This is a genomic window from Anabaena sp. FACHB-1237 (genome assembly GCF_014696225.1).
Taxonomy (GTDB): Bacteria; Cyanobacteriota; Cyanobacteriia; order Cyanobacteriales; family Nostocaceae; genus FACHB-1237.
Genome location: NZ_JACJPV010000012.1, coordinates 49,786 through 70,510, shown reverse-complemented (window position 1 = coordinate 70,510; position 20,725 = coordinate 49,786). Strand labels below are relative to the sequence as shown.

The 20,725-nt window shown below is 34.6% G+C and carries 16 protein-coding genes; 7 read left to right on the top strand and 9 right to left on the bottom strand.

Annotated elements, in window-relative coordinates; translation table 11 throughout:
- Positions 1-28 precede the first annotated feature (28 nt).
- Positions 29-301: a hypothetical protein gene (locus tag H6F32_RS08715; RefSeq protein WP_190368936.1), complete on the top strand. Its 273-nt coding sequence runs from the start codon at positions 29-31 to the stop codon at positions 299-301.
- 61 nt (positions 302-362) lie between these two features.
- Here the strand turns inward: H6F32_RS08715 and H6F32_RS08710 are convergent, their stop codons facing one another.
- Together H6F32_RS08710 and H6F32_RS08705 are read right to left on the bottom strand one after the other, a co-directional pair.
- Positions 363-2,225, bottom strand: coding sequence for an ABC transporter ATP-binding protein (locus H6F32_RS08710; protein WP_190368935.1), 1,863 nt, complete (start codon positions 2,223-2,225; stop codon positions 363-365).
- A gap of 522 nt (positions 2,226-2,747) precedes the next feature.
- A complete protein-coding gene (locus H6F32_RS08705; protein ID WP_190368934.1) occupies positions 2,748-4,886 on the bottom strand; it encodes a tetratricopeptide repeat protein in 2,139 nt (712 codons plus the stop codon).
- A gap of 540 nt (positions 4,887-5,426) precedes the next feature.
- On the opposite strand from H6F32_RS08705, the gene H6F32_RS08700 reads away from it, so the two are divergent.
- The 5 genes from H6F32_RS08700 (at position 5,427) to H6F32_RS08680 (ending at position 9,784) form a co-directional block, all read left to right on the top strand.
- A complete protein-coding gene (locus H6F32_RS08700; RefSeq protein WP_190368933.1) occupies positions 5,427-5,582 on the top strand; it encodes a hypothetical protein in 156 nt (51 codons plus the stop codon).
- Between the two features lie 168 nt (positions 5,583-5,750).
- Positions 5,751-6,599 (top strand): D-alanyl-D-alanine carboxypeptidase family protein, encoded by an 849-nt coding sequence (locus H6F32_RS08695; RefSeq protein ID WP_190368932.1) that lies wholly within the window; start codon positions 5,751-5,753, stop codon positions 6,597-6,599.
- Positions 6,600-6,720: 121 nt separating this feature from the next.
- Entirely contained in the window at positions 6,721-7,290 is a 570-nt protein-coding gene (locus H6F32_RS08690; RefSeq protein ID WP_190368931.1) for a TIGR04376 family protein, read from the top strand.
- Positions 7,291-7,387: 97 nt separating this feature from the next.
- Entirely contained in the window at positions 7,388-8,002 is a 615-nt protein-coding gene (locus H6F32_RS08685) for a hypothetical protein (RefSeq protein WP_190368930.1), read from the top strand.
- Positions 8,003-8,197: 195 nt separating this feature from the next.
- A complete protein-coding gene (locus H6F32_RS08680; RefSeq protein WP_190368929.1) occupies positions 8,198-9,784 on the top strand; it encodes a glucose-6-phosphate isomerase in 1,587 nt (528 codons plus the stop codon).
- Between the two features lie 242 nt (positions 9,785-10,026).
- Here the strand turns inward: H6F32_RS08680 and H6F32_RS08675 are convergent, their stop codons facing one another.
- The 3 genes from H6F32_RS08675 to H6F32_RS08665 all read right to left on the bottom strand — a co-directional run bounded on the left by H6F32_RS08675 (position 10,027) and on the right by H6F32_RS08665 (position 14,009).
- Positions 10,027-10,941 carry a restriction endonuclease gene (locus H6F32_RS08675; protein ID WP_190368928.1) on the bottom strand — a complete coding sequence of 305 codons (915 nt, stop codon included), beginning with the start codon at positions 10,939-10,941 and terminating at the stop codon, positions 10,027-10,029.
- 411 nt (positions 10,942-11,352) lie between these two features.
- Positions 11,353-13,071: a serine/threonine-protein kinase gene (locus tag H6F32_RS08670; protein WP_190368927.1), complete on the bottom strand. Its 1,719-nt coding sequence runs from the start codon at positions 13,069-13,071 to the stop codon at positions 11,353-11,355.
- 83 nt (positions 13,072-13,154) lie between these two features.
- Complete coding sequence (locus H6F32_RS08665; RefSeq protein WP_190368926.1) at positions 13,155-14,009, bottom strand: alpha/beta fold hydrolase; 855 nt, start codon at positions 14,007-14,009, stop codon at positions 13,155-13,157.
- A gap of 199 nt (positions 14,010-14,208) precedes the next feature.
- Here H6F32_RS08665 and H6F32_RS08660 point away from each other — a divergent pair, with 199 nt between their 5' ends.
- Positions 14,209-15,741: a SagB/ThcOx family dehydrogenase gene (locus tag H6F32_RS08660; protein ID WP_190368925.1), complete on the top strand. Its 1,533-nt coding sequence runs from the start codon at positions 14,209-14,211 to the stop codon at positions 15,739-15,741.
- 299 nt (positions 15,742-16,040) lie between these two features.
- Here the strand turns inward: H6F32_RS08660 and H6F32_RS08655 are convergent, their stop codons facing one another.
- The 4 genes from H6F32_RS08655 to H6F32_RS08640 all read right to left on the bottom strand — a co-directional run bounded on the left by H6F32_RS08655 (position 16,041) and on the right by H6F32_RS08640 (position 20,207).
- Positions 16,041-16,508 carry an EVE domain-containing protein gene (locus H6F32_RS08655; protein WP_242031086.1) on the bottom strand — a complete coding sequence of 156 codons (468 nt, stop codon included), beginning with the start codon at positions 16,506-16,508 and terminating at the stop codon, positions 16,041-16,043.
- A 25-nt stretch (positions 16,509-16,533) separates the two neighbouring features.
- Positions 16,534-16,989 carry a DUF1499 domain-containing protein gene (locus H6F32_RS08650; protein WP_190368924.1) on the bottom strand — a complete coding sequence of 152 codons (456 nt, stop codon included), beginning with the start codon at positions 16,987-16,989 and terminating at the stop codon, positions 16,534-16,536.
- A 116-nt stretch (positions 16,990-17,105) separates the two neighbouring features.
- Entirely contained in the window at positions 17,106-18,617 is a 1,512-nt protein-coding gene (gene ilvA, locus H6F32_RS08645; RefSeq protein ID WP_190368923.1) for a threonine ammonia-lyase, biosynthetic, read from the bottom strand.
- Positions 18,618-18,923: 306 nt separating this feature from the next.
- The gene (locus H6F32_RS08640) at positions 18,924-20,207 is read right to left on the bottom strand and encodes an ankyrin repeat domain-containing protein (protein WP_190368922.1); all 1,284 of its coding nucleotides are present in this window, start codon (positions 20,205-20,207) and stop codon (positions 18,924-18,926) included.
- Positions 20,208-20,725: the final 518 nt, after the last annotated feature.

Here is a 20,725-nt window from a genome sequence, read left to right as displayed (position 1 = left end):
GATATTACTTGCTGATACAGGTGAAATAATGGAAATTCAAGAAGTTAAAAGATTCCATAAACCCAGGAAACCAGAAAATGAGATCAGAAATTTTCAGCACGTCAAGATCCTTGACTGCAATGAACCAGTCTCTAGGGTAATTTATGAGTGTTGGCACTGCAAACAAGGACTGTTGACAGAGGTAGATGTCACTTCTTCCCAGTTTTTAGAGGTAGAATGTCCTAATTGTGGCAGAACTGCCATTAGGCTAATGGCAAATAAGGCAATTTCTACCACTCCTATTCCTTCTCCTTGGCAGTAGTTATCACTAGCTTCTAAGGTGCGTTAGCGGTAGTTTAACGCACCTATAAACTGCATTAATGCTATTTTTTCCTTCTTTCTGCGCTTCCTGTGGGAATAGCAGCAATTAGTTTTTGAGTATATTCTTGCTGGGGTTGAAGATAAATATTTTCTGATGTACCTGACTCGACAATTTTACCTTTATTCATAACTAAAATGCGATCGCTCAAAAATTTTACCACACTTAAATCATGGGAAATAAAAATATAAGTCAAATTAAATTCAGCTTGAATTTCTTTCAATAAATTCAAAACTTGTGCTTGTACAGAAACATCTAAAGCAGAAACTGACTCATCACAAATAATAAATTTTGGATTTAAAGCTAAGGATCTAGCAATACAGATTCTTTGTCTTTGTCCACCAGAAAATTGATGAGGATAACGTCCCATATCATCGGCACTTAAACCAACTTTTTCTAATAATTCTACGGCTCTATCTTGCTGTTGTTTTTTTGATTTACCTACATGATGAATTAACAATGGTTCAATAATGGCATTTCCTATTTTCATGCGAGGATTTAAAGAGCTAAAAGGATTTTGGAAAATAATTTGCATTTCCCTTCTTAACTTTTGTAATTTTTTTCCTACTAAATAGGTAATATCTTGATCATTAAAAACGATTTTACCACTTAAAGGATCAATCAATCTTAATAAAGTTCTTCCTAAAGTAGTTTTACCACAACCTGATTCTCCTACTAAACCTAAAGTCTCTCCAGGAAATACATCAAAAGAAACGCTATTAACCGCCATATTATAACTTTTATTTTCTCCAAATATTCCCCGCACTGGAAAACCCACTTTAAGTTTTTCCACCTTTAATAATGGTGGTTTATTAGTTATTTTTTCCAATCGAGAATTAATTTCTGTAATGGTAATTTCTGGAGGTTGATGAGGTTCTTTAGCTGTAATTTTTAACCTACCAAATTCATCTAATTCCGCATTCATATAATCAGAAACTGTGAGTAATTTTTGCGGACGACTATGAAGAGTTGGACGACAAGCAACTAATCCTTTAGTGTAAGGATGTTGAGGATTATTAAAAATTTCTGATGCTGCACCATATTCAACTATTTTACCCTGATACATTACCGCAACTTTGTCAGCAATTTCGGCAATTAAACCTAAATCATGACTAATAAAAATCATGGACATTTGCCGATTTTTTTGTAATTCATGCAATAAATCTATAATAGTTGCTTGTACCGTAACATCTAAAGCCGTAGTAGGTTCATCAGCAATTAATAAAGATGGATTACAAGAAATTGCCATAGCAATCATAATTCTTTGTAATTGTCCACCAGAAAATTGATGAGGATAACGTTGTAATAGTTGTTCTTTATGATCTGTAACTAACTTAGCTAAATTAAGTAAATCTGGAGAGGATGAGTGACTACCATAATTATGAGTAAAATCAATATATTGCTGTTCAATTTGTGCATCTGTTTCTAATAATTTTACTTCTTGTAAACCAGCGATCGCTAACCTTTTTGCCTGTTCATAATTAACATTTTGATGTCGCATAATTGCTTCTGTTAACTGAAATCCAATACTATAAACTGGATTTAAGGAGCTCATAGGTTCTTGGAAAATCATTGCTAGATCACCACCACGATATAATGACATTTCATCAGGAGGTAATTTTAATAGATCTATTAGTTGACTACCTTGAGAAAATAAAATCTTTCCTCCCGTGACCTTACCAGGATTTTGCAATAAACCCATTAATGCTAAAGCTGTAACGGACTTACCACTTCCAGATTCCCCTACTATTCCTAATGTTTCTCCACGTTTTAATTCAAAGCTAATTCCATCCACAGCTTTAACTTTATTGTAATCACCAATAAATTCAACTTGGAGATTGCGAACTTGTAAAATAGTTTCTGACATAGAATTGAGATTTGTAGATTGTAATTTGTAGATTTTAAGAGGATGTTTTAAAAGTATAGGGCGAATATCATAAGGCTTAGGCCACACTGCACTATCGCTACTATACAGGCTTAGTGACCACCTGGGTGGACTAAGGAAAAACCAAGGATTTTTAACCTGCGTAGGCAGGTTTTGCCTGTGCAGACGCGATTTCCAATCGCCGATTTTTGTGTTAATTTAGACTTTACAAACATCCTCTTAGACGCTCCTCTGCGGTAATTTTTTCAAACCCGATAATTTTGGACATAATCTTGACCTTATTAAGTAATAGAATCAGCAATTAATCAAGATTATAGTCAATTTTGTCACATATTGAACTTTAAATAATTTATAGCTTTTCTTGTATCTCGTGAGATAAGCTAATGTGCAGCACTCACTGTATAATTAAAAAACCTGAAGTTACAGTAGCACAAGCATCTTGCTTGTATTAATTATTCAAGCTAATTTACCTAATTTATTTACTGTTCTCTGTTCCCTGCTATACTACAACTTTGGTAAAACTTCTGGGATCAAATTTCCTGGAAGTTTAGATAAAGCCAAATTTTGTCCGTGAATACCTAACTTATTGTGAAAAGTCCTGACTGTAGTAATAATATAATTCATAGTATTTTCATAATTCTCCGTTTTTGGTGTAAAACCAGTTAATGCTTTTAAATAATTGTCTAAAGCCATTTCTAAATGTTCAGATACAGTGTTTTTATCACCTTGAAAAGACTTATCGCTAACTAAATGATAATGTGCTAATCCGAGATTATTATATGTCATCCACATATTAAAACTCAATGGTAAATTACCATGACCATCGGCAATTTTTAGAGTTTTTTCATAAGCATCAATACAAGAAAGAATAAATTTTTGTCTATCTTCTTTAGAAGTTTCTGGTAAATTCGCCAAATGCCAATAAGCAATACCTAAATTATTCTGAGTAGCAGCATAACCATGAGGGTAAGAATCAGGAGTACGATATTGGAGAGCTTCTTGATAAATTTCAATAGCTAACTGGAGATTTATCATAGGTTCTTGATATTGGGACATATTCCAATAAGCAGTACCAATATTATTTTGAATCATGCCATATTTGAAAGGTTCTTCACTAGGTTGATAATAATTAACTGCTAATTTATAAGCAGCGATCGCTTTTTTCAAATTTACCAAGGGTTCATGATATTGTGCTAAATGCCAATAAGCTGTTCCCAAATTATTTTGACAAGCAGCATATTTTAAAGGTTCTCTGGTTTCATCACGATAATGTAGAGATTCATGGTAAGCAATTAACGCTAATTGCCAATTTTCCTTATGTTCAGAAAACTTAGATAAATCTCCATAAGCTGTCCCCAAATTATTTTGTACACGGCTATAAATATCTGGCTGTATATCCGATGGAACTAACTTTAAAGCTAACTTATAAAAATCTATTGCTTGCTCTAAATACATCTGTGCTTCTTGGGAATTATTAGGAATACGATGTAACATCCAATAAAGAGTTCCTAAATCATTTAAAATATTTGGCAATTCCGCCGAATGTTCATCATGACTAACAGCCTCTTGATAAGCCAAAATAGCGGTCATTAAATTCTCTAAATTAATACTTCCTTCTTCAATTCTTGTTCTATATAAATTACCCAAATTTTGATAAGCAATAGCTAACTCATCTCCTGGGGCTTGCTGACAGTGTAACTGTTCTATTTCCCGTAATAAATTTTGAATTTCATAATTTTCCTGTGGATTTGTTTCTCCAGGATTACTCAATGCAGCCCTAATTAATTCTTGTAATTCTGGGTTAATAGCAGATAAAGATGGAAAACATTGATTAGTAAGATGTGCCGATTTTTCTGTTATTACTTCCATTAAATTATTATTGACAGAATTATCTACACCATCATTTACAGGAGAATTTTGATAATTAACCTCTGGCAAATCAGCACGATGATCTTGTTTAATAGGTAAAGTTGAATAATTTTTCAACTCCACATTATCTTGATGATTAAAATCCACGGGATAATGACGATTATCTACGGTAGGAGTTGGTTCTCCTGCAAATATAAACACACCATTACGACAATGCCAAAATTTTGGCGCTGATTGTTGAATAGCATACAACCAAGGACGAGAAACCCAAAATAATAGACTAGATTCTAAAAAATTATTAGATTCTTTACTAAATAAATATTGTTCATTTAATCGTAAATGATCTAAAAATAAATGTTGTCCTGCTACCGATTGTTTCGTCAACATTTCTACTCCAACTATTTGAAAAGCAGGAATAGGTAAAGGTTTACCAGGATTATCTGGAGATTTTCCTACTAGCGGAGGTGGATAATTTGCTAACCATTGATTAATTTGTGCAATAGGATTAGGATCATTAATATTTAGTCGTAAAGTTACTAATCTAGGATAAGCTGGAGTGCTAAGTTCTCCAACATGAGATCGTTGATATAATACCTTTGCTACAGGATAGGCTAAATTAGAATGTAGCCTAGCTGCAATTCGATTTCTTAAATTTAAGTTATCACAGACAGCGAATAAAATTTGCCGCCTTAAACCTAGACTAAGAGCCAGTTTTAGTCGTTGATATACTTGCCGATTCCAATTAACATTTTCTACTTGTACAGTTTCATTCATGCTCGTGGTAGTAAGAGAGCCAGAATAAGGTGTACATCCTGACCTCACAAATTTACGATTAATATTACATCTTATGATTCTGATTTTCATGTAGATGTCTTAACATCAGGATATTTTAACCACCTATCTCTTCTAGTTTACATTTTCAGTTTCACTTTTTCACATCACAAGAAACTACAAACACAAAACCAGTACAAACTTTGATCCTTGGGATATTATTAGAATCCAGTGACTTACGCAACTGGCATATTGGTAGGGTGTGATTCAACAAGCTTACCAACTACGTCACACAGTATAAATCGTGTAAATAACCAAATTGTTGATATCTGACGCACCCACTCAACAGATTTTTTAGCGTGACACTTGTGTAAGTCCTATGGATAAAATCACAATTTTACTTGATTAATTAAGAAAACTTGACTTTAATTTCATAATATCCTATAATTTTCTGTAACAAAATCTACAAAATCTACAAAATAAGTTTTTTGTCAACAAACCAACACATTCTTCAGCAACAAAAACAGTATAAAGGTTAACAATATGACTAACAATAGAGTACAAGCTATCAAACAAGCAGATAAAACACACCAAGAAACTGTTATTAAAACTTTACAGCATCGCCTAGAAGTAGCTAGGGATAAAGGTGATGGGGATTTATTACGTCAACTAGAGGCTGAAATGAGCTATTACAGGTAATATCAAAAAATGATACAATTAAAAGAGTTTATTTTCTCCAACTTTGTGAAAAGTTGGAGATTTTTTGATGCTTGATATTGTTTGATATTTTTTTATGATAAAAATTTGCGATATGATCATGAAAATAGGTAAAAACAGTAAAAATTAGTAAAAAACAGTAGTATTTTCATGAAAACAATTCTGAAAATAGTAGCATTTGTTACGATAACTATTTTAGTTAGTATTAGTATAGTTATTGTTCATAGAAATTCCCAGAGTAAACAAATTAGCACATCTGTAATACTAGAAGATTGTGTAATTAATACTAATAATAATTGTCGAGAAATAACGCCAAAAAAACCAGGAACCGAACCAGAATTATTTGTACCAGAGCAACAATTAAATCAAAAAGATAAATTTATAGAAACAATTAGTAAAACAATATTAACTGTGCCTATAAATGGAACTTTTGAATATATTTTATTAAAAAATTATGGTGCAGTATTTATTAATCAACAACTAGGAGTTATCTTACCAGAAAAAGTGATTTTTAGTGGTGAACCCGAAACGCAATATTGGCAAAGTACCATACCCATGAGTTTAGTAAATGGTACAGCAGAATGTTACTTACAAAAACCAGCAGCAGCAGCATTAAATCAGGCAAAACTATTAGTAAATATTCCTTTAAAATCGGGATATGCTGGAGATTGTACTCGTGATTTTGCTACAACTGTAAGATTTTGGCAAAAATATGCTAATAGTCAAACTTTAGATTTAGTTAAACAAGGTAGAGAGACAAAAATATTAAGTTTAGTAGCACCTCCGGGATCATCTCAACATATTTGGGGATTAGCAATTGATTTACAAGTATCCACAGAAAAACAAAGACAGGCCTTAAATGAAAATGGTTGGTATCAAACAGTAGTTACAGATTTACCCCATTGGACTTATTTAGGTTGGAATGAAGAGCAATTACCACAATTTGGGTTAAAGAAAAAATTTGTCCAGGGAATTAAATATTGGGTAACACCATTATAGAACTCAGATCCCAGACTTCTTAAAGAAGTCGGGAATCTTGGAAATTATATGTATAATAGCTGATATAATCGTTACAGATTAAGCAAAATCTTATCAAAGTTGAAAACCAGGAGCAAAAACAGTGAGTTTATTTGATGATTTAAGTAAGTTTTTAGAAAATAGGTTAGAAGAATTCTTAAAAAATAACCCCCATTTAGAATTAGAAGCACTCTCGGACCAATTACGAAAACAGGAAGAAGATACATTAAAACTGATTGCGGAATTGCAAATGCAAGAAAGGCGATCGCAAGATGATATTCTCACTACAGCCCAAGAAATTCAAAAATGGCATATTCGTATTCAAAAAGCTAAAGCCGCAGGAAGAGAAGACTTAGCTATTCCCGCACAACAAAAAGAAGCATCATTATTACAAGAAGGTAATGAAAAATGGGGAAGAATGCAAGGTTTACAAGAACGCATTAACCAATCTAAAGAACTGTTAAAAAAAATCCAACAACGTCGTCAAGAAGTGCAAAACAAAGCACTAGAATTACAAAAGATGAAAACCCAAAACCAAGAACAACAAAAGTTATATACTGATAAATGGTGGGATAGTTCTAGTAATTCTAACTTTGATGACTTAGACGCTAAATTTCGCCGTTGGGAAACAGAAGACGAATTAGAAAATATGAAACGTAATATGGGAAAATAGGAATTAATAATTGACAATTCACGGGTAAAACTGTAGGGGGTTTAGCATGACTAAACCCTGTTGATAAATGTTGTGATAAACAAAAGACAAAATTATCATGAAGATTAAACATAAATTATCGAAATTAACCACATTAGCGGCAGTTTTGTTATCTACAACTTGCATTTTTTGTAACATTCCCATATTAGCCCAACCTAAGCCCAATCAAATCCAAACTATTAGAAAAACCGCATTATTTCCAGAAATTGTAGGAAATCAGGAATTTATTCAAAAAACCACTGCTGCTTTACAATTACTACAACTTTATGCACCCAAAGATTTGAGATTCATTCGGCAATATGTAGGCAGAATTAAACAGGCAGAAAAAAGTGGTATGGTAGCTTATGTTAACCCGCCTACATTTGAATTATCTGCTGTAAGTATGGTATCAAAAACCTGGACTGCTAGTATTATTGCCCATGATGCCTACCATTCATATTTATATCAATATTATTTACGTCAATATAAACCTCGTGGGATGAAAGTACCCTATGATTTATGGGGAGGTTTTGAAGCAGAAAGAAAATGTATTAAATATCAGATGGGAGTTTTAAAAAAAGTTCGTGGTCCAGCCCATGAAATAGAACATTTAAGTAAACAAGATGGGACGCATGGAGATGTGAATAAAGATGGAGTTTTAGACTGGAGAGATTATGAATTAAGGAATTGGTAAGATAGAAGTCAGGGCGAACGGCTGTTTCCCCGTACAGGAGTCAGGAGTAAGAATTTTGACTTTTAACTTCTGACTTTTGATTTCACAAAGTGCTCCCTGCAATAATCGCAATTGTAAACTGTATAATACAAAGCAGGGATGGCCATAACCATACATTAAACTGGTTGTTACCAACAATTATTTGAGATTTTCATAATGGATGCTAAGGTACTTTGGCAAAGATATCAAGATTGGTTATATTACCACCCAGGATTAGAATTGTATCTGGATGTTAGTCGGATGCGGTTCGATGATGCTTTCGTCAAATCATTACAACCCAAGTTTGACAAAGCATTTCAAGATATGGCGGCATTAGAAAAGGGAGCGATCGCCAACCCTGATGAAAACCGCATGGTTGGACATTATTGGCTACGGAACCCCGATCTCGCCCCTTCCTCCGAACTCACACAACAAATAGTCCAAACCTTAGAAGCGATCGAAGCCTTCGCCGATCAAATACACACAGGCGCGATCCATCCCCCCAAAGAAAGCCGCTTCACAGACATTATTTCCATCGGTATTGGTGGTTCAGCCTTAGGTCCCCAATTCGTTGCAGAAGCCCTTTCTCCCGACTCTCCACCCCTGAACATTCACTTTATTGACAACACCGATCCCACAGGAATAGATCGGGTATTAGCCCACATTGGTCATAAACTAGCCACCACACTAGTATTAGTCATTTCTAAATCTGGTGGCACACCTGAACCGCGCAACGGCATGATCGAGGTGAAAAAAGCCTATGCAGCCAAAAATCTGGACTTTGCTAAATATGCAGTAGCCATTACTAGCGAAGGCAGCAACCTAGATAAAGTAGTTAAAGCTGAAAATTGGTTAGCCTCCTTCCCGATGTATGACTGGGTAGGAGGCCGCACTTCGGAAATGTCCGCCGTAGGTTTAGTACCCGCCGCATTACAAGGGATTGATATTCGCGCCATGTTAGCCGGGGCAAAAGAGATGGATGACGCTACTCGCACTTCTAACCTCAAAAATAACCCCGCCGCACTTTTAGCCCTATCCTGGTACTATTCAGGCAACGGTAAAGGCGAAAAAGACATGGTGGTGTTACCCTACAAAGACAGCCTATTATTATTTAGCCGTTACCTGCAACAATTGGTGATGGAATCTTTAGGTAAAGAAAAAGACCTAGATGGTAAAACCGTGTATCAAGGTATTGCGGTTTATGGTAACAAAGGTTCTACGGATCAACACGCCTACGTACAACAATTGCGGGAAGGAGTACCCAACTTCTTTGCCACATTGATAGAAGTATTAGAAGATCGTAGCGGAACATCACCAGAAATTGATCCAGGAGTAACATCTGGTGACTATCTTTGTGGTTTCTTGTTAGGAACTCGTCAAGCATTGTACGAAAATAATCGTGATTCTATTACTGTTACCATTCCTCAAGTTAATCCCCGCACCGTTGGGGCGTTAGTTGCATTGTATGAGCGTGCAGTAGGACTATATGCGAGTTTGGTAAATGTCAATGCTTATCATCAACCAGGAGTAGAAGCTGGTAAGAAAGCTGCGGCTGTAATTCTTGATTTGCAACAGAAAGTAATGAAGGTACTGCAAAGTGAGAAAAAACCACTTTCTCTTGCTGAAGTTGCTGAAAAAGCAGGTGCATCGGCAGAAGTAGAAGCAATTTATAAAATTTTGCGTCATCTTCATGCTAATCAGCGTGGTGTGGTGTTAACAGGTAATTTAGCGAAACCTGGAAGTTTAACCGTTTCTTTAGGTTAAGTTAATCGGGTTTAAATATAATTGAAAATATCCTCGGCTTATTCTGTTAAGTCGAGGATTTGTTATAGAATAAAGTAGATTGGGTTCAAAAACCCAAACCCAACATTTTCAGGAAATAGTAAAAATACAGCACATTCCATCTACATGAGTTACACTAGGAACAGGCAAGAAGCCCGTTTTACAAGGGTTTTATCATTAATATCTGTACCTCATAATAACGCAAACTGCTGTAACAAAATTTTTCATATTCCTAAAAAATAAATAGGAGTCAGAGGTAATCTTTTCTTATCTTCATCTGGTAATTTTTCATAAAATTGCTGCCATAAACTAATAAATCTACCAAAATCTATTAATTCAATATGAGTATGAGAACTGCGAGTTTCATTTTTAGCATCACTAGTAAAACCTCCAGTAGAAACAAAAATTCCCACATCGCCATCTTTTTGTAACACTCCTCTTAATTGTCGAATTTCATCCACAGAAGCAGGTGATTCTCGATGTTTAATTTGTACTTTAATTCTAGGTGATACTGTTCCTAAAGGGTCCTGATATGCAATGACATCTAAACCACCATCTTTTCCTTTTGGTGCAATAAAAGGTGTATAATAACCCATTCCTCTTAATAAAGCTGCGACTAAATCCTGAAATTCATAAGCATTCAAATTTCTCACAAATTTTTTTAATCCTTCCACTGCAATTTCTTCATATTCACTAATAGTTACTTCACTGACGTTATCAACATCATTATCTACTTCTAATTCATGGTTAATTTCTGAATCATGGGCTAAAATTGTACTATTTTCTTTTTCTGCTTTCCACTGTTTAAAGGCTTGAGTGGCATCTTTTAACAGTTGAGATTCTCCTAAATCTAAAGCCTTTTCTCCTTCTGGAGTTAAATACCAAATACCTTTATTTTTTAATAAAAAACCAGCTTTAATACAATCTATAGTATAAAAATGTAAAACACTTCTCCAACGAATATAACCAGATTTTTCATATCTAGCTTTTGCCCAATCATCCAAATCTACTCTTTTCTCCACTTCTTCAATTACTTGTTTACCTTGTAATTGTCCTTCATTTTCTTTGAGAATTTGTAATGCTGCAAAAATTATCTTTTCTGCTAATTGCCATGATTTAGAACTCCTATTTTTAGCCATAAGGATATATATATCTATAATTTAATTGATGTAAATCACAGGATTATACATTATTTTTGTAATTATGTAAATCTTTAAATTTTAATAACAACACTAAGCTACCGATAAAAATTTTCCTATGATATTCTTTACAGTCTTTTCCATCTTTACAACATTACAGCACTTTCCGTTATTCTGAGGTACAGATATTAATGATAAAACCTTTGTAACACAGGCATTTTGCCTGTTCCTAGTGTACCTCATGTAGATGGAATGTGCTGTATGATATAATTAGTAAATCATGTTATCAATAAATAACCTGTATGGAAACACCAAGCATATCCTTTATACTTTTAATGTGGGTGATTTTTATCGTGGGAGTAAGATCCTCAACTTCTTTAAGAAGTTGGGGATCTTTGTCTAACGATGATTCTATAAATTGTTTGGTATTGTCTTAAATTTACTACTTGAACCTAAAGAATAATCTTGTAATTTGAAATCAGCAAAAGGTTTTCTTTCTAATCTATCTCTTAATGCTTCATCTAATATTATACCTTCATCTTGTTTTTTAACTCCAATAATAATAATACTCCGTTGATATGCTGTGAGATCCTGACTTGCTTGACAGTCTTTTCTTTGAAATTGTCCTAAATTTAATAAGCGATATCCCCGAATACTATTTGTTTGACTAAATATCTTTTTTGCTAATAGTTGAATTTGCTTAGAACGTTCTAAAGCACGATTTTGTTCAGCATTAATATCTCCTTCACAAGAAGCTGTTCCTACAGAAATAATTTCATCGGGATTTTCCATAATTTTCTGAATCCCTTCTTGTTCTAAATTGGATTTTAAAGAATCAAGAGTTATGGTTTGACCATTATAATTAATTTGATAGGTACTCCCTAATTGCCATTTATATTCTACTGATAAAACTGCAATATTAAACTCAGCAACTTTTCCTTGACTATCTTTACCTGGTTGATAGGTAAAATAATCAATTTTGCCAGTTTTACCTTTTTTTTCTGGTGCTTGGCCATAGTCAGGAGGTAATACCGCAAATTGAGTATTTTTGGTAGATAATGCTATCCACCATAGGATAATTAAGGATACTATTAAAGCCGCAAACCATGATAAGATGGGTAATTTTTCCGGTTCTTGTTCTGGTGGTTTTAATGTGGAATTTGTAGTTGTATTTGGGTGATTTACTGGACTAATTACTTGTGTATTAGTGGTAGGATTAATGTTAATATTGCCTATGTTGCCATTTTCTAAATTTGCTAAATCATTTAATATTTCTCTAGCATTTTGGGGGCGATCGCTGATATTATTATTCATTAACCAATCAATGAAATCTAATAATGATTCTGATACATGATTAGCTAAATGTCGCCATTGTAAATTATCCAAATGTGCATCATACAATTGTACAGGTTGACATCCCGTTAATAAAAATACAAAGGTGCGTCCTAATGCAAAAAAATCTGATGCGGGTAATGCTTGACCATTCATTTGTTCTCTAGGACTATAACCAGAGGAAGAAATAGCTGTCATTCCTCCACTATTAGCAATATAAGTTTTAGTAACTTCTCGCGCTGTACCAAAATCAATTAATACTAATTGTCCATCGGGACGAATCATAATATTAGATGGTTTAATGTCTCGATGGAGATATTGCTGGTTATGAACTAATAATAATATTTCTGCCAACTGTTTTAACCAAGCTATTGCTTGTGCTTGAGAAATAGGACGGTTTTGTTGTTGTTTTAACCACTGTTCTAAATTTGGTCCTTCGATTTTTTCCATTACCATACAATGCAAGGTTAAACCCTCTCTGGTTTGATAGGAAAAATAACCTTCTGTTTGGGGAATACCAGGATGATTTAATTGTTCTAAAACATTAGCTTCTTGTTGAAATAATGATAGGGCTTTACTATTATTATTTAATTCTTCTTTGAGAACTTTTAATATTTTTGGTTGATCCTGTTGATAGGCTTCATATACATTACCAAATCCTGTTTTATCGCTTAATAACCGCAAGACTCGATAACGTTTTATTAATTCTAGTTCTGAACCACAACTTTGACAAAAACGGTTTTCATCATTATCAGGATGGTTAGGTTGAGAACAGTTGGGGTTAATACAAAGACTCATAAAAGACTCATAAATAATTGATAATTCTAAATCTTGAAGGTAATTATTCAACGCATACAAACGCAGATGCACGAGGTTATATGTTAATATTTGTGTAAGTTCTCTATTGTCATTTTGAGAAAATTAGCAACGGTTTGATTAAATTCTGTAGGGTTGGTTAAGAATGGCCAATGGTTGCCAGGAACTTTTTTGATGGTAAGATTCTTTAAGTTGGTTTTATAAGGCTGAATTTGCCAATTTTGACGGTTTACTCCTTTTTCTGGTTGTATCAATAAAGCGGGTATCTCCACAGGATGAATAAAACCTGCTACGTCTAACACCTCATCAAAAATACCATCACGGGCAGCAATGGTAAATTTACTACCCCAAGTTCCATCGGGTTTTTGTTCTATTCCTCCTTGAAAAACCTGTTGTTGTAAATTTGTCCAGGTTTGATAGTGACTGAGTCGTTTAATCTTGCTTTCTGCTTCTTCATAACTACTAAATGGTCCCATAATTTTAAGAGAGGGCAATACTTTATATAAAAGCGGAAAAGTGATTTTCAACAAGCTGGGCATTTTCCAGATGAAAATGGGATCTACAAGTGTAATACTTTTTAAACGTGATGGATTTTCTCTAGCCCAAATTGCAGCGAGTTTTCCAGTCCATGAGTGACTGACTATATGGGCATTATCCCATTGTAAATGATCCATGAGAGATTCTAGGTCAGCGATCGCGCTGGCAAAACTATAATCTTTCATGGGTTTACTACTTTCACCATGGCCACGCATATCTGGTGCAACTATGTGATAATTAGATGCTAAGTAATCTCCTAGACTTGACCATACTAAGGCATGATCACCCATACCATGTAATAGTAGTAATGGTTCTTGACCTATATTCCATTCTAGGTAAGAAATGTTTACATCACTAGTAGATAGAGTATTACGTACATTCATAATTGCAGTTAGTTAGGAGAAAATAGTTTCACAACCAATTTGTACAAGAACATCGTCCAAATTCAACAATTTTTAATGTTAAATTTTCAAGTTAAATTTTCTAGTTGAATTTTTCAGATTGTACCGATCAACACGAAATAATATATCTCAACAATGTCAAGATCAAAAATATCACTAACTTTAGGATCAAACAAATATTATGCCAGAACTACATCAATCTATAGCCCAACATTATCACGATCGCACTAAATACGATCCCCAAACCCTAGCCACTAAAACTCATCAAATAGACTGGGCTAAACAACCTGTACCCTTTAAAGAGTATAAAATCGGTACTAATATTGATCTAAAACCATATTTAGAACAACCATCAGCCACGATCAAAAATAACCCCCAGTCTCAATGGTGGTCAAGACTATCTCAATTATTATTTCACAGTTACGGCTTAACCGCAAGAATGCCATCTATGGGTAGCGCAGTTTACCTACGTTCTGCCCCTAGTGCTGGGGGTTTATACCCAGCAGAATTGTATATAGTGTCTCGTGGTACGCCGTTATTACCACCGGGATTATATAATTATCAATGTCGCACTCATTCTTTAGTGTACTATTGGGAAAGTGATGTTTGGCCTTCATTACAAGCTGCTACTTTTTGGCATCCTTCCCTAGAAAATACCCAATTAGCTATTATTACAACTGGCATTTTTTACCGTTCTGCTTGGCGTTATGAAGACCGCGCTTATCGGCGTATTCTATTAGATACTGGTCATCTTTTAGGCAATATTCAATTAGCAGCTAATATTAGTGATTATCGTTCCCATTTAATTGCTGGTTTTGTAGATGAAGCTATTAATGATTTATTGTATATTGATCCAGAAAATGAAGGAGCAACAGCCATAATTACTTTAGCTGATTTATTAGATGTGCGACAAAATCTACCTCTTAAACCTGCTGCTTTACCCTCCACTACAGAAACTACTTATCCCTTTATTCCTGATGGCCAATTATTAAAATATTTTCATAAAAATACCCAAATTGCTCCGACTACCAATGTAAATTGGAATTTATTACAAGTAGAACCAACTGTTGGTTTAAGCGATAAATATAACTTCCCCTTTTGTGATAAAATATCTACAAAAACTAAACCAATTAATTGGGGAGAAAATTTATCAGAATTATCAAATACCATTTATAAACGACGTTCTACTAGGGCTTATAGTGGAGAAAATTTAACTTTTGCCGAACTTAAAGCCTTATTAGATTTTACTTATCAACCCCAAAATTATATTGATCAAAATTTAGATCCTCATCCTGACTATCTGGACTTGAATTTAATTGAAACTTTTATTGCTGTTTCTGGAGTAGAGGGTTTAGATTCCGGTTGTTATTATTATGCCCCAAATGCTCAAGAATTACGGCAAATTCGCTTTAAAAATTTCCGTCGAGAATTGCATTTTCTCTGTTTGGGACAAGAATTAGGCCGAGATGCGGCTGTGGTATTATTTCATACGGCAGATTTAAAAACTGCCATTGCGAAATATGGCGATCGCGTATATCGTTATTTACATTTAGATGCTGGCATTCTCGGTCAAAGACTGAATTTGGCCGCTATTCGGATGAATTTAGGTGTTAGTGGTATTGGAGGTTTCTTTGATGATCAAGTTAATGAAGTTTTAGGTATTCCCATTGATGAAGCAGTATTATACATCACTACTTTGGGCAGACCTAGATAAGTTAATCAGGGTTTAGCAAGACTAAACCCCTAAATTTTTGATCCCACATTCCGCACCCTGGGGTGTCACATGGTATTATCACTTAATTTTCTCTTGATTTTTGGATATAAATTATGCCTTGCTGCCATCCTACCTCCGTTAATTTTTTGAGAATTAGTATACAATACAACCTCATGTTATCATAAAAAACGGTAAAAACCGATTGTGACAGTTGAGGGTGCGGAAGATAGGTTGTATCCCAGATTTTTGGTCAAGATATCAATTCTAAGTTATTTATCCAAAAAATATTTCAGTAATAATCAGCGATAAACTAATATTCTATTAGCTACATCCACACAGATAGGCATCACAGATAAACGATTTCCTGGCCTGACTAAAAGTAAATCATCAGCAGTAAATTGTTCTTTGAGAGTAGCTAAAGAAATAATCTCAGGAAAAGCCTCCACAAACTGCACAGTCACAGTGTGCCATCTAGGAGAATCAGAAGTGGATTTAGGATCATAATATTTACTAGTAGGTTCAAATTGTGTAAGATCAACCACATCAGTTTTAACTATCTTCATTAATCCCACAATTCCCGGAGGTGTACTATTAGAATGATAGAAAAAAGCTAAATCTCCTAATTTCATTTGTCTCAAGAAATTACGAGCTTGATAATTTCGCACACCATCCCAAATAGTATCATGTTCTCGTTGTAAATCAAGAATACTATAAACATCTGGTTCTGATTTCATTAACCAATAATTTGCCGATTTTACAGAGTTCATAGCTATCCTAACTTAGATTTCTACCTTAGATTTTCAAATCCTGCAAAGCGAGACGGATTTGTTCTAAACGTCTGCGGTTAACACCAAAATCAGACTCTCCTACACGAGAAGCAGAGCGAATATGAATCACTGACTCATTAGCAGGAAAATAAAATTCCACATCATCTACAAACTTAAAAATGCGACTTTTAGAAATAGCATGAATATAATTATCAGCTTGCTCTATTACTTCAGTACGGGGAACAACAGAAAGAACCTTTAATAAAGTGTCTTTAGCGGTTTTTTGATCAACATGATAAATTATAGGATCAATAGCATGATCCGGATCTGGATTTTGACTAACAGCACAATTAGGAGAAACGGGACAAGGTGCCAAACTTTGTATAGCATAACTGTTATTTACAGGAATAAAAAACATTAAACCTGTGAAAATAACAGCAACTAACAACTGTGATAACCGAGGAAAAACTAGAAACCGCATATAATTATCTTGATGAATTGACATATTAAAGCAAAAAATCTCACCTCTGAAACTCTTACTCTCCGTAACTCTTACTCTCTGTAACTTTGCGCCTCTGCGTGAGATAAACTATTAGTTCATCCTAAAAACAGTTTATAGGCAGGGTTATTACTTTCATCCCAATATTGATAACCTAAAGAGTGCAGAAATGATTGCCATTCTTGCATTTCATGAGGTGGAACTTGTATTCCCACTACGATTCTGCCATAATCAGAACCATTATTGCGATAATGAAATAAACTAATATTCCAATCAGGAGACATGGAAGTTACAAACTGCATTAAAGCACCCGGACGTTCAGGAAATTCAAATCTATATAATAGTTCATTGTGGGCTAAAAGTGAATGTCCTCCTACTGTATGTCTCAGATGAAGTTTTGTTAATTCATCATCGCTTAAGTCTAGGGTTTTTAAACCTTGAGATTGAAATTTATCCACCATTTTAGCCGCATCAGCACGATTTTCTATTTGTACTCCTACGAAAATATGAGCTTCTTTTTCATCCGCTATGCGATAGTTAAATTCTGTGAGGTTACGTTTACCAATACATTCGCAAAATTTTCTTAAACTTCCTCTTTCTTCAGGAATAGTTACAGCAAATATCGCTTCTCGACATTCTCCAAATTCTGCTCTTTCTGCTACAAATCGTAATCTATCAAAGTTCATATTTGCGCCACAGGCTACAGCTATTAAGGTTTGATTTGTGATTTGTTCTCTTTGGGCATAAAGTTTTGCGCCAGCGATCGCTAATGCTCCCGCAGGCTCTAAAATAGAACGAGTATCTTCAAAAACATCTTTAATTGCAGCACAAGTAGCATCGGTATCTACTAAAATAATGTCATCTACATATTGCTGACACAGGCGAAAAGTTTCTTCACCTACTTCTCTAACCGCTACACCATCAGCAAATAAACCTACTTGAGATAGTCGTATTCTTCTGCCTGCTTTTAAGGATTGGTACATGGCGTTAGCATCTACAGGTTCAACCCCGATAATTTTAATCTCAGGGCGTAACCTTTTTACATAGGCTGCAATACCCGCGATTAGTCCACCTCCTCCAATAGCCACGAATATAGCATGAATAGGTTGTTGATATTGGCGTAATATTTCCATACCTATAGTACCCTGTCCGGCTATGACATCAGGATCATCAAAGGGATGAATAAAGGTTAACCCTTTTTCTGCTTCTAGTTGACGCGCATGGGTATAAGCATCATCATAAGTATTACCGTATAAAACTACTTCTCCGCTTCGTGCTTTAACGGCATTTATTTTGACTAAAGGAGTGGTTGTAGGCATAACAATAATTGCTTTTGTGCCTAAGCAACTAGCAGCTAAAGCGACACCTTGAGCATGATTTCCAGCAGAAGCAGCAATTACACCTTGATTAAGTAAATCTGCGGGTAGGTTAGCCATTTTATTATATGCACCTCTTAGTTTAAAGGAAAACACAGATTGCATATCTTCTCGTTTGAGAAACAGCTTATTATTGATGCGGTTAGAGAGATTGGGAGCGTATTCTAATGGTGTTTCTTGGGCTACATCATAAACGCGGGCTGTCAGTATTTGTACTAGATAATCACAAAGCATGGGAGTAGGGAGTGGGGAATAAGGGAGTGTGGGGTGTTTCGGGTTTAGTAGTGTTTATTGGTGTCAATTTAAGCTATGGATGGCTTATTTGTTTGGCTGACACTCGCGCCTGGAAATTCCAGGCTAATCACTAAAGTTTACTAAAGTAAACTAAACAATTTAAAAAATGTTCTGGTTATTTAGTCATCTTGTTTATGAATTTTGCTATTAGACATAGGAATTTATTCCCAGTCAGGCTATGGGTTGTACCTTAAGTTAACACCAATGAGCACTGCTAAACCTCTACTGACGACTGACGGTTGATAGCTAATCAATAGATCCAGCTTGTCGTAAAATATTGGCAATACCTCGATAATTGTGCAATTCTGCAATCATTAAGGCTGTATAACCACCACGATTTTTGGCGTTTACATTCGCTCCGGCTTGTAATAAGGTAACTACAGCCTGAGCAAATCCTTGGGAAACTGCCCACATTAATGGTGTTGCACCATTATAATCTGGATAGTTGACATCCACTCCTTTGGTTAATAACATTTTGAATATTTCTGGATGATTACCTGTGAGTGATTTAATTAATGGTGTTGCTCCATCATCTGCTAACTTGTTCATATTAGCACCATGATCTAATAATACTTTTACTGTGTCTTGATGTCCTTGGGATATGGCTAATGTTAATGGTACTTCTCCCAAATTTTTCTCTTCTATATTTGCCCCTGCTTTAATTAATATGACTACAACATTTGCATATCCTTGAAATGCTGCTATTAATAATGGTGTATCTCCTAAGTTATTTCTGATTTCACAGTTTGCACCTCTTTGTAATAAGATTGTCACTACATCAATGTATTCTTCTACTACTGCAATGTGTAATGCTGTTTCTCCATCTTGATCTTGATGATTTATTTCTGCACCTGCATCTAATAAATTAATTACTATGTCTGTGTTTCCTGTGGCTACTGCTGCTAATAATGCTGTTTCTCCATCGCTGTTTTTTAGGTTGACATCTGCCCCTAATGATATCAATATTTGCACGATTTCTGTATATCCTAAATCGGCTGCTATCATTAAGGCTGTTTCACCTTCTTGATTTTGCTGATTCACTATATCATGATTTTCTAATAGTGCTTTGACTATTTCTGTTTGTTGATGCTTAATTGCTAATTTTAAGGCTGTGTCCTCGTCATGATCAGCAATTTCTACATCCGCACCAGCCGCTAATAAAATATTTACTATCTCAATATGCCCTTTCACAACTGCTGCCATTAATGCTGTACTACCATCTTCATTCATAGCATTAATATCTGCTCCTTGAGCAATTAATAGTTTTACTATGTCTTTTTGATTAGCTGTAGCTGCAAGCATTAAAGCTGTTAAACTATAAGTTCTCCTTTTTAAATTAATATTAGCACCTGCGTGAACGAGCGATCGCACAACTTCTGTATAACCTAAGTTAGCTGCAAACATTAACGCTGTTGTACCATGTGTATCACAAGCATCTACTTTCACACCAGTAGCCAATATTTGAGATAATTGCTGGATATTACCAGCCTTTGCTGCATTTAACAGCAAAATATCATTATTTTCAGTCATCTTGTCTATCCTAATGAAACCGATTTTTTGTGTTAATTAGCCTTGGGAAATAATGGAAAATAAATTATGAGACATTTTAAGTTCTATAATTATCGCTAACTTATGTAATTATCATGATGATATAAGGAGATAATTATCATTATCATGGGCAAGATACCCCATTACAAGATTTTTCTCTATTGAGAAATATAAATTAAAAGTTTATGCAACAGTTAATTTATACATATACGTCTTTTAGCTAAATATTAACATACTGGTGCGAAAGTTGCTGAATTTTTTTTAGGTTTAGGTATTGACATGATGGTAAAAATCTGTTGACATCAGTTTTATAAGCAAGAACTATTTTAATCGTATAAGCAGAGTTATATAACCCACATTCCGCACCCTGAACTGGCACAGATCAAAAAAGCCGAAGAAGTAGTACATAAAAACTAAAAATAAATTAAATAGAAAGAGTCTTAATGAGAAGAAGTAGCATTAAAAGGAGAGTGATGTGAGAAAGTAAAGTTTCCTAAAGA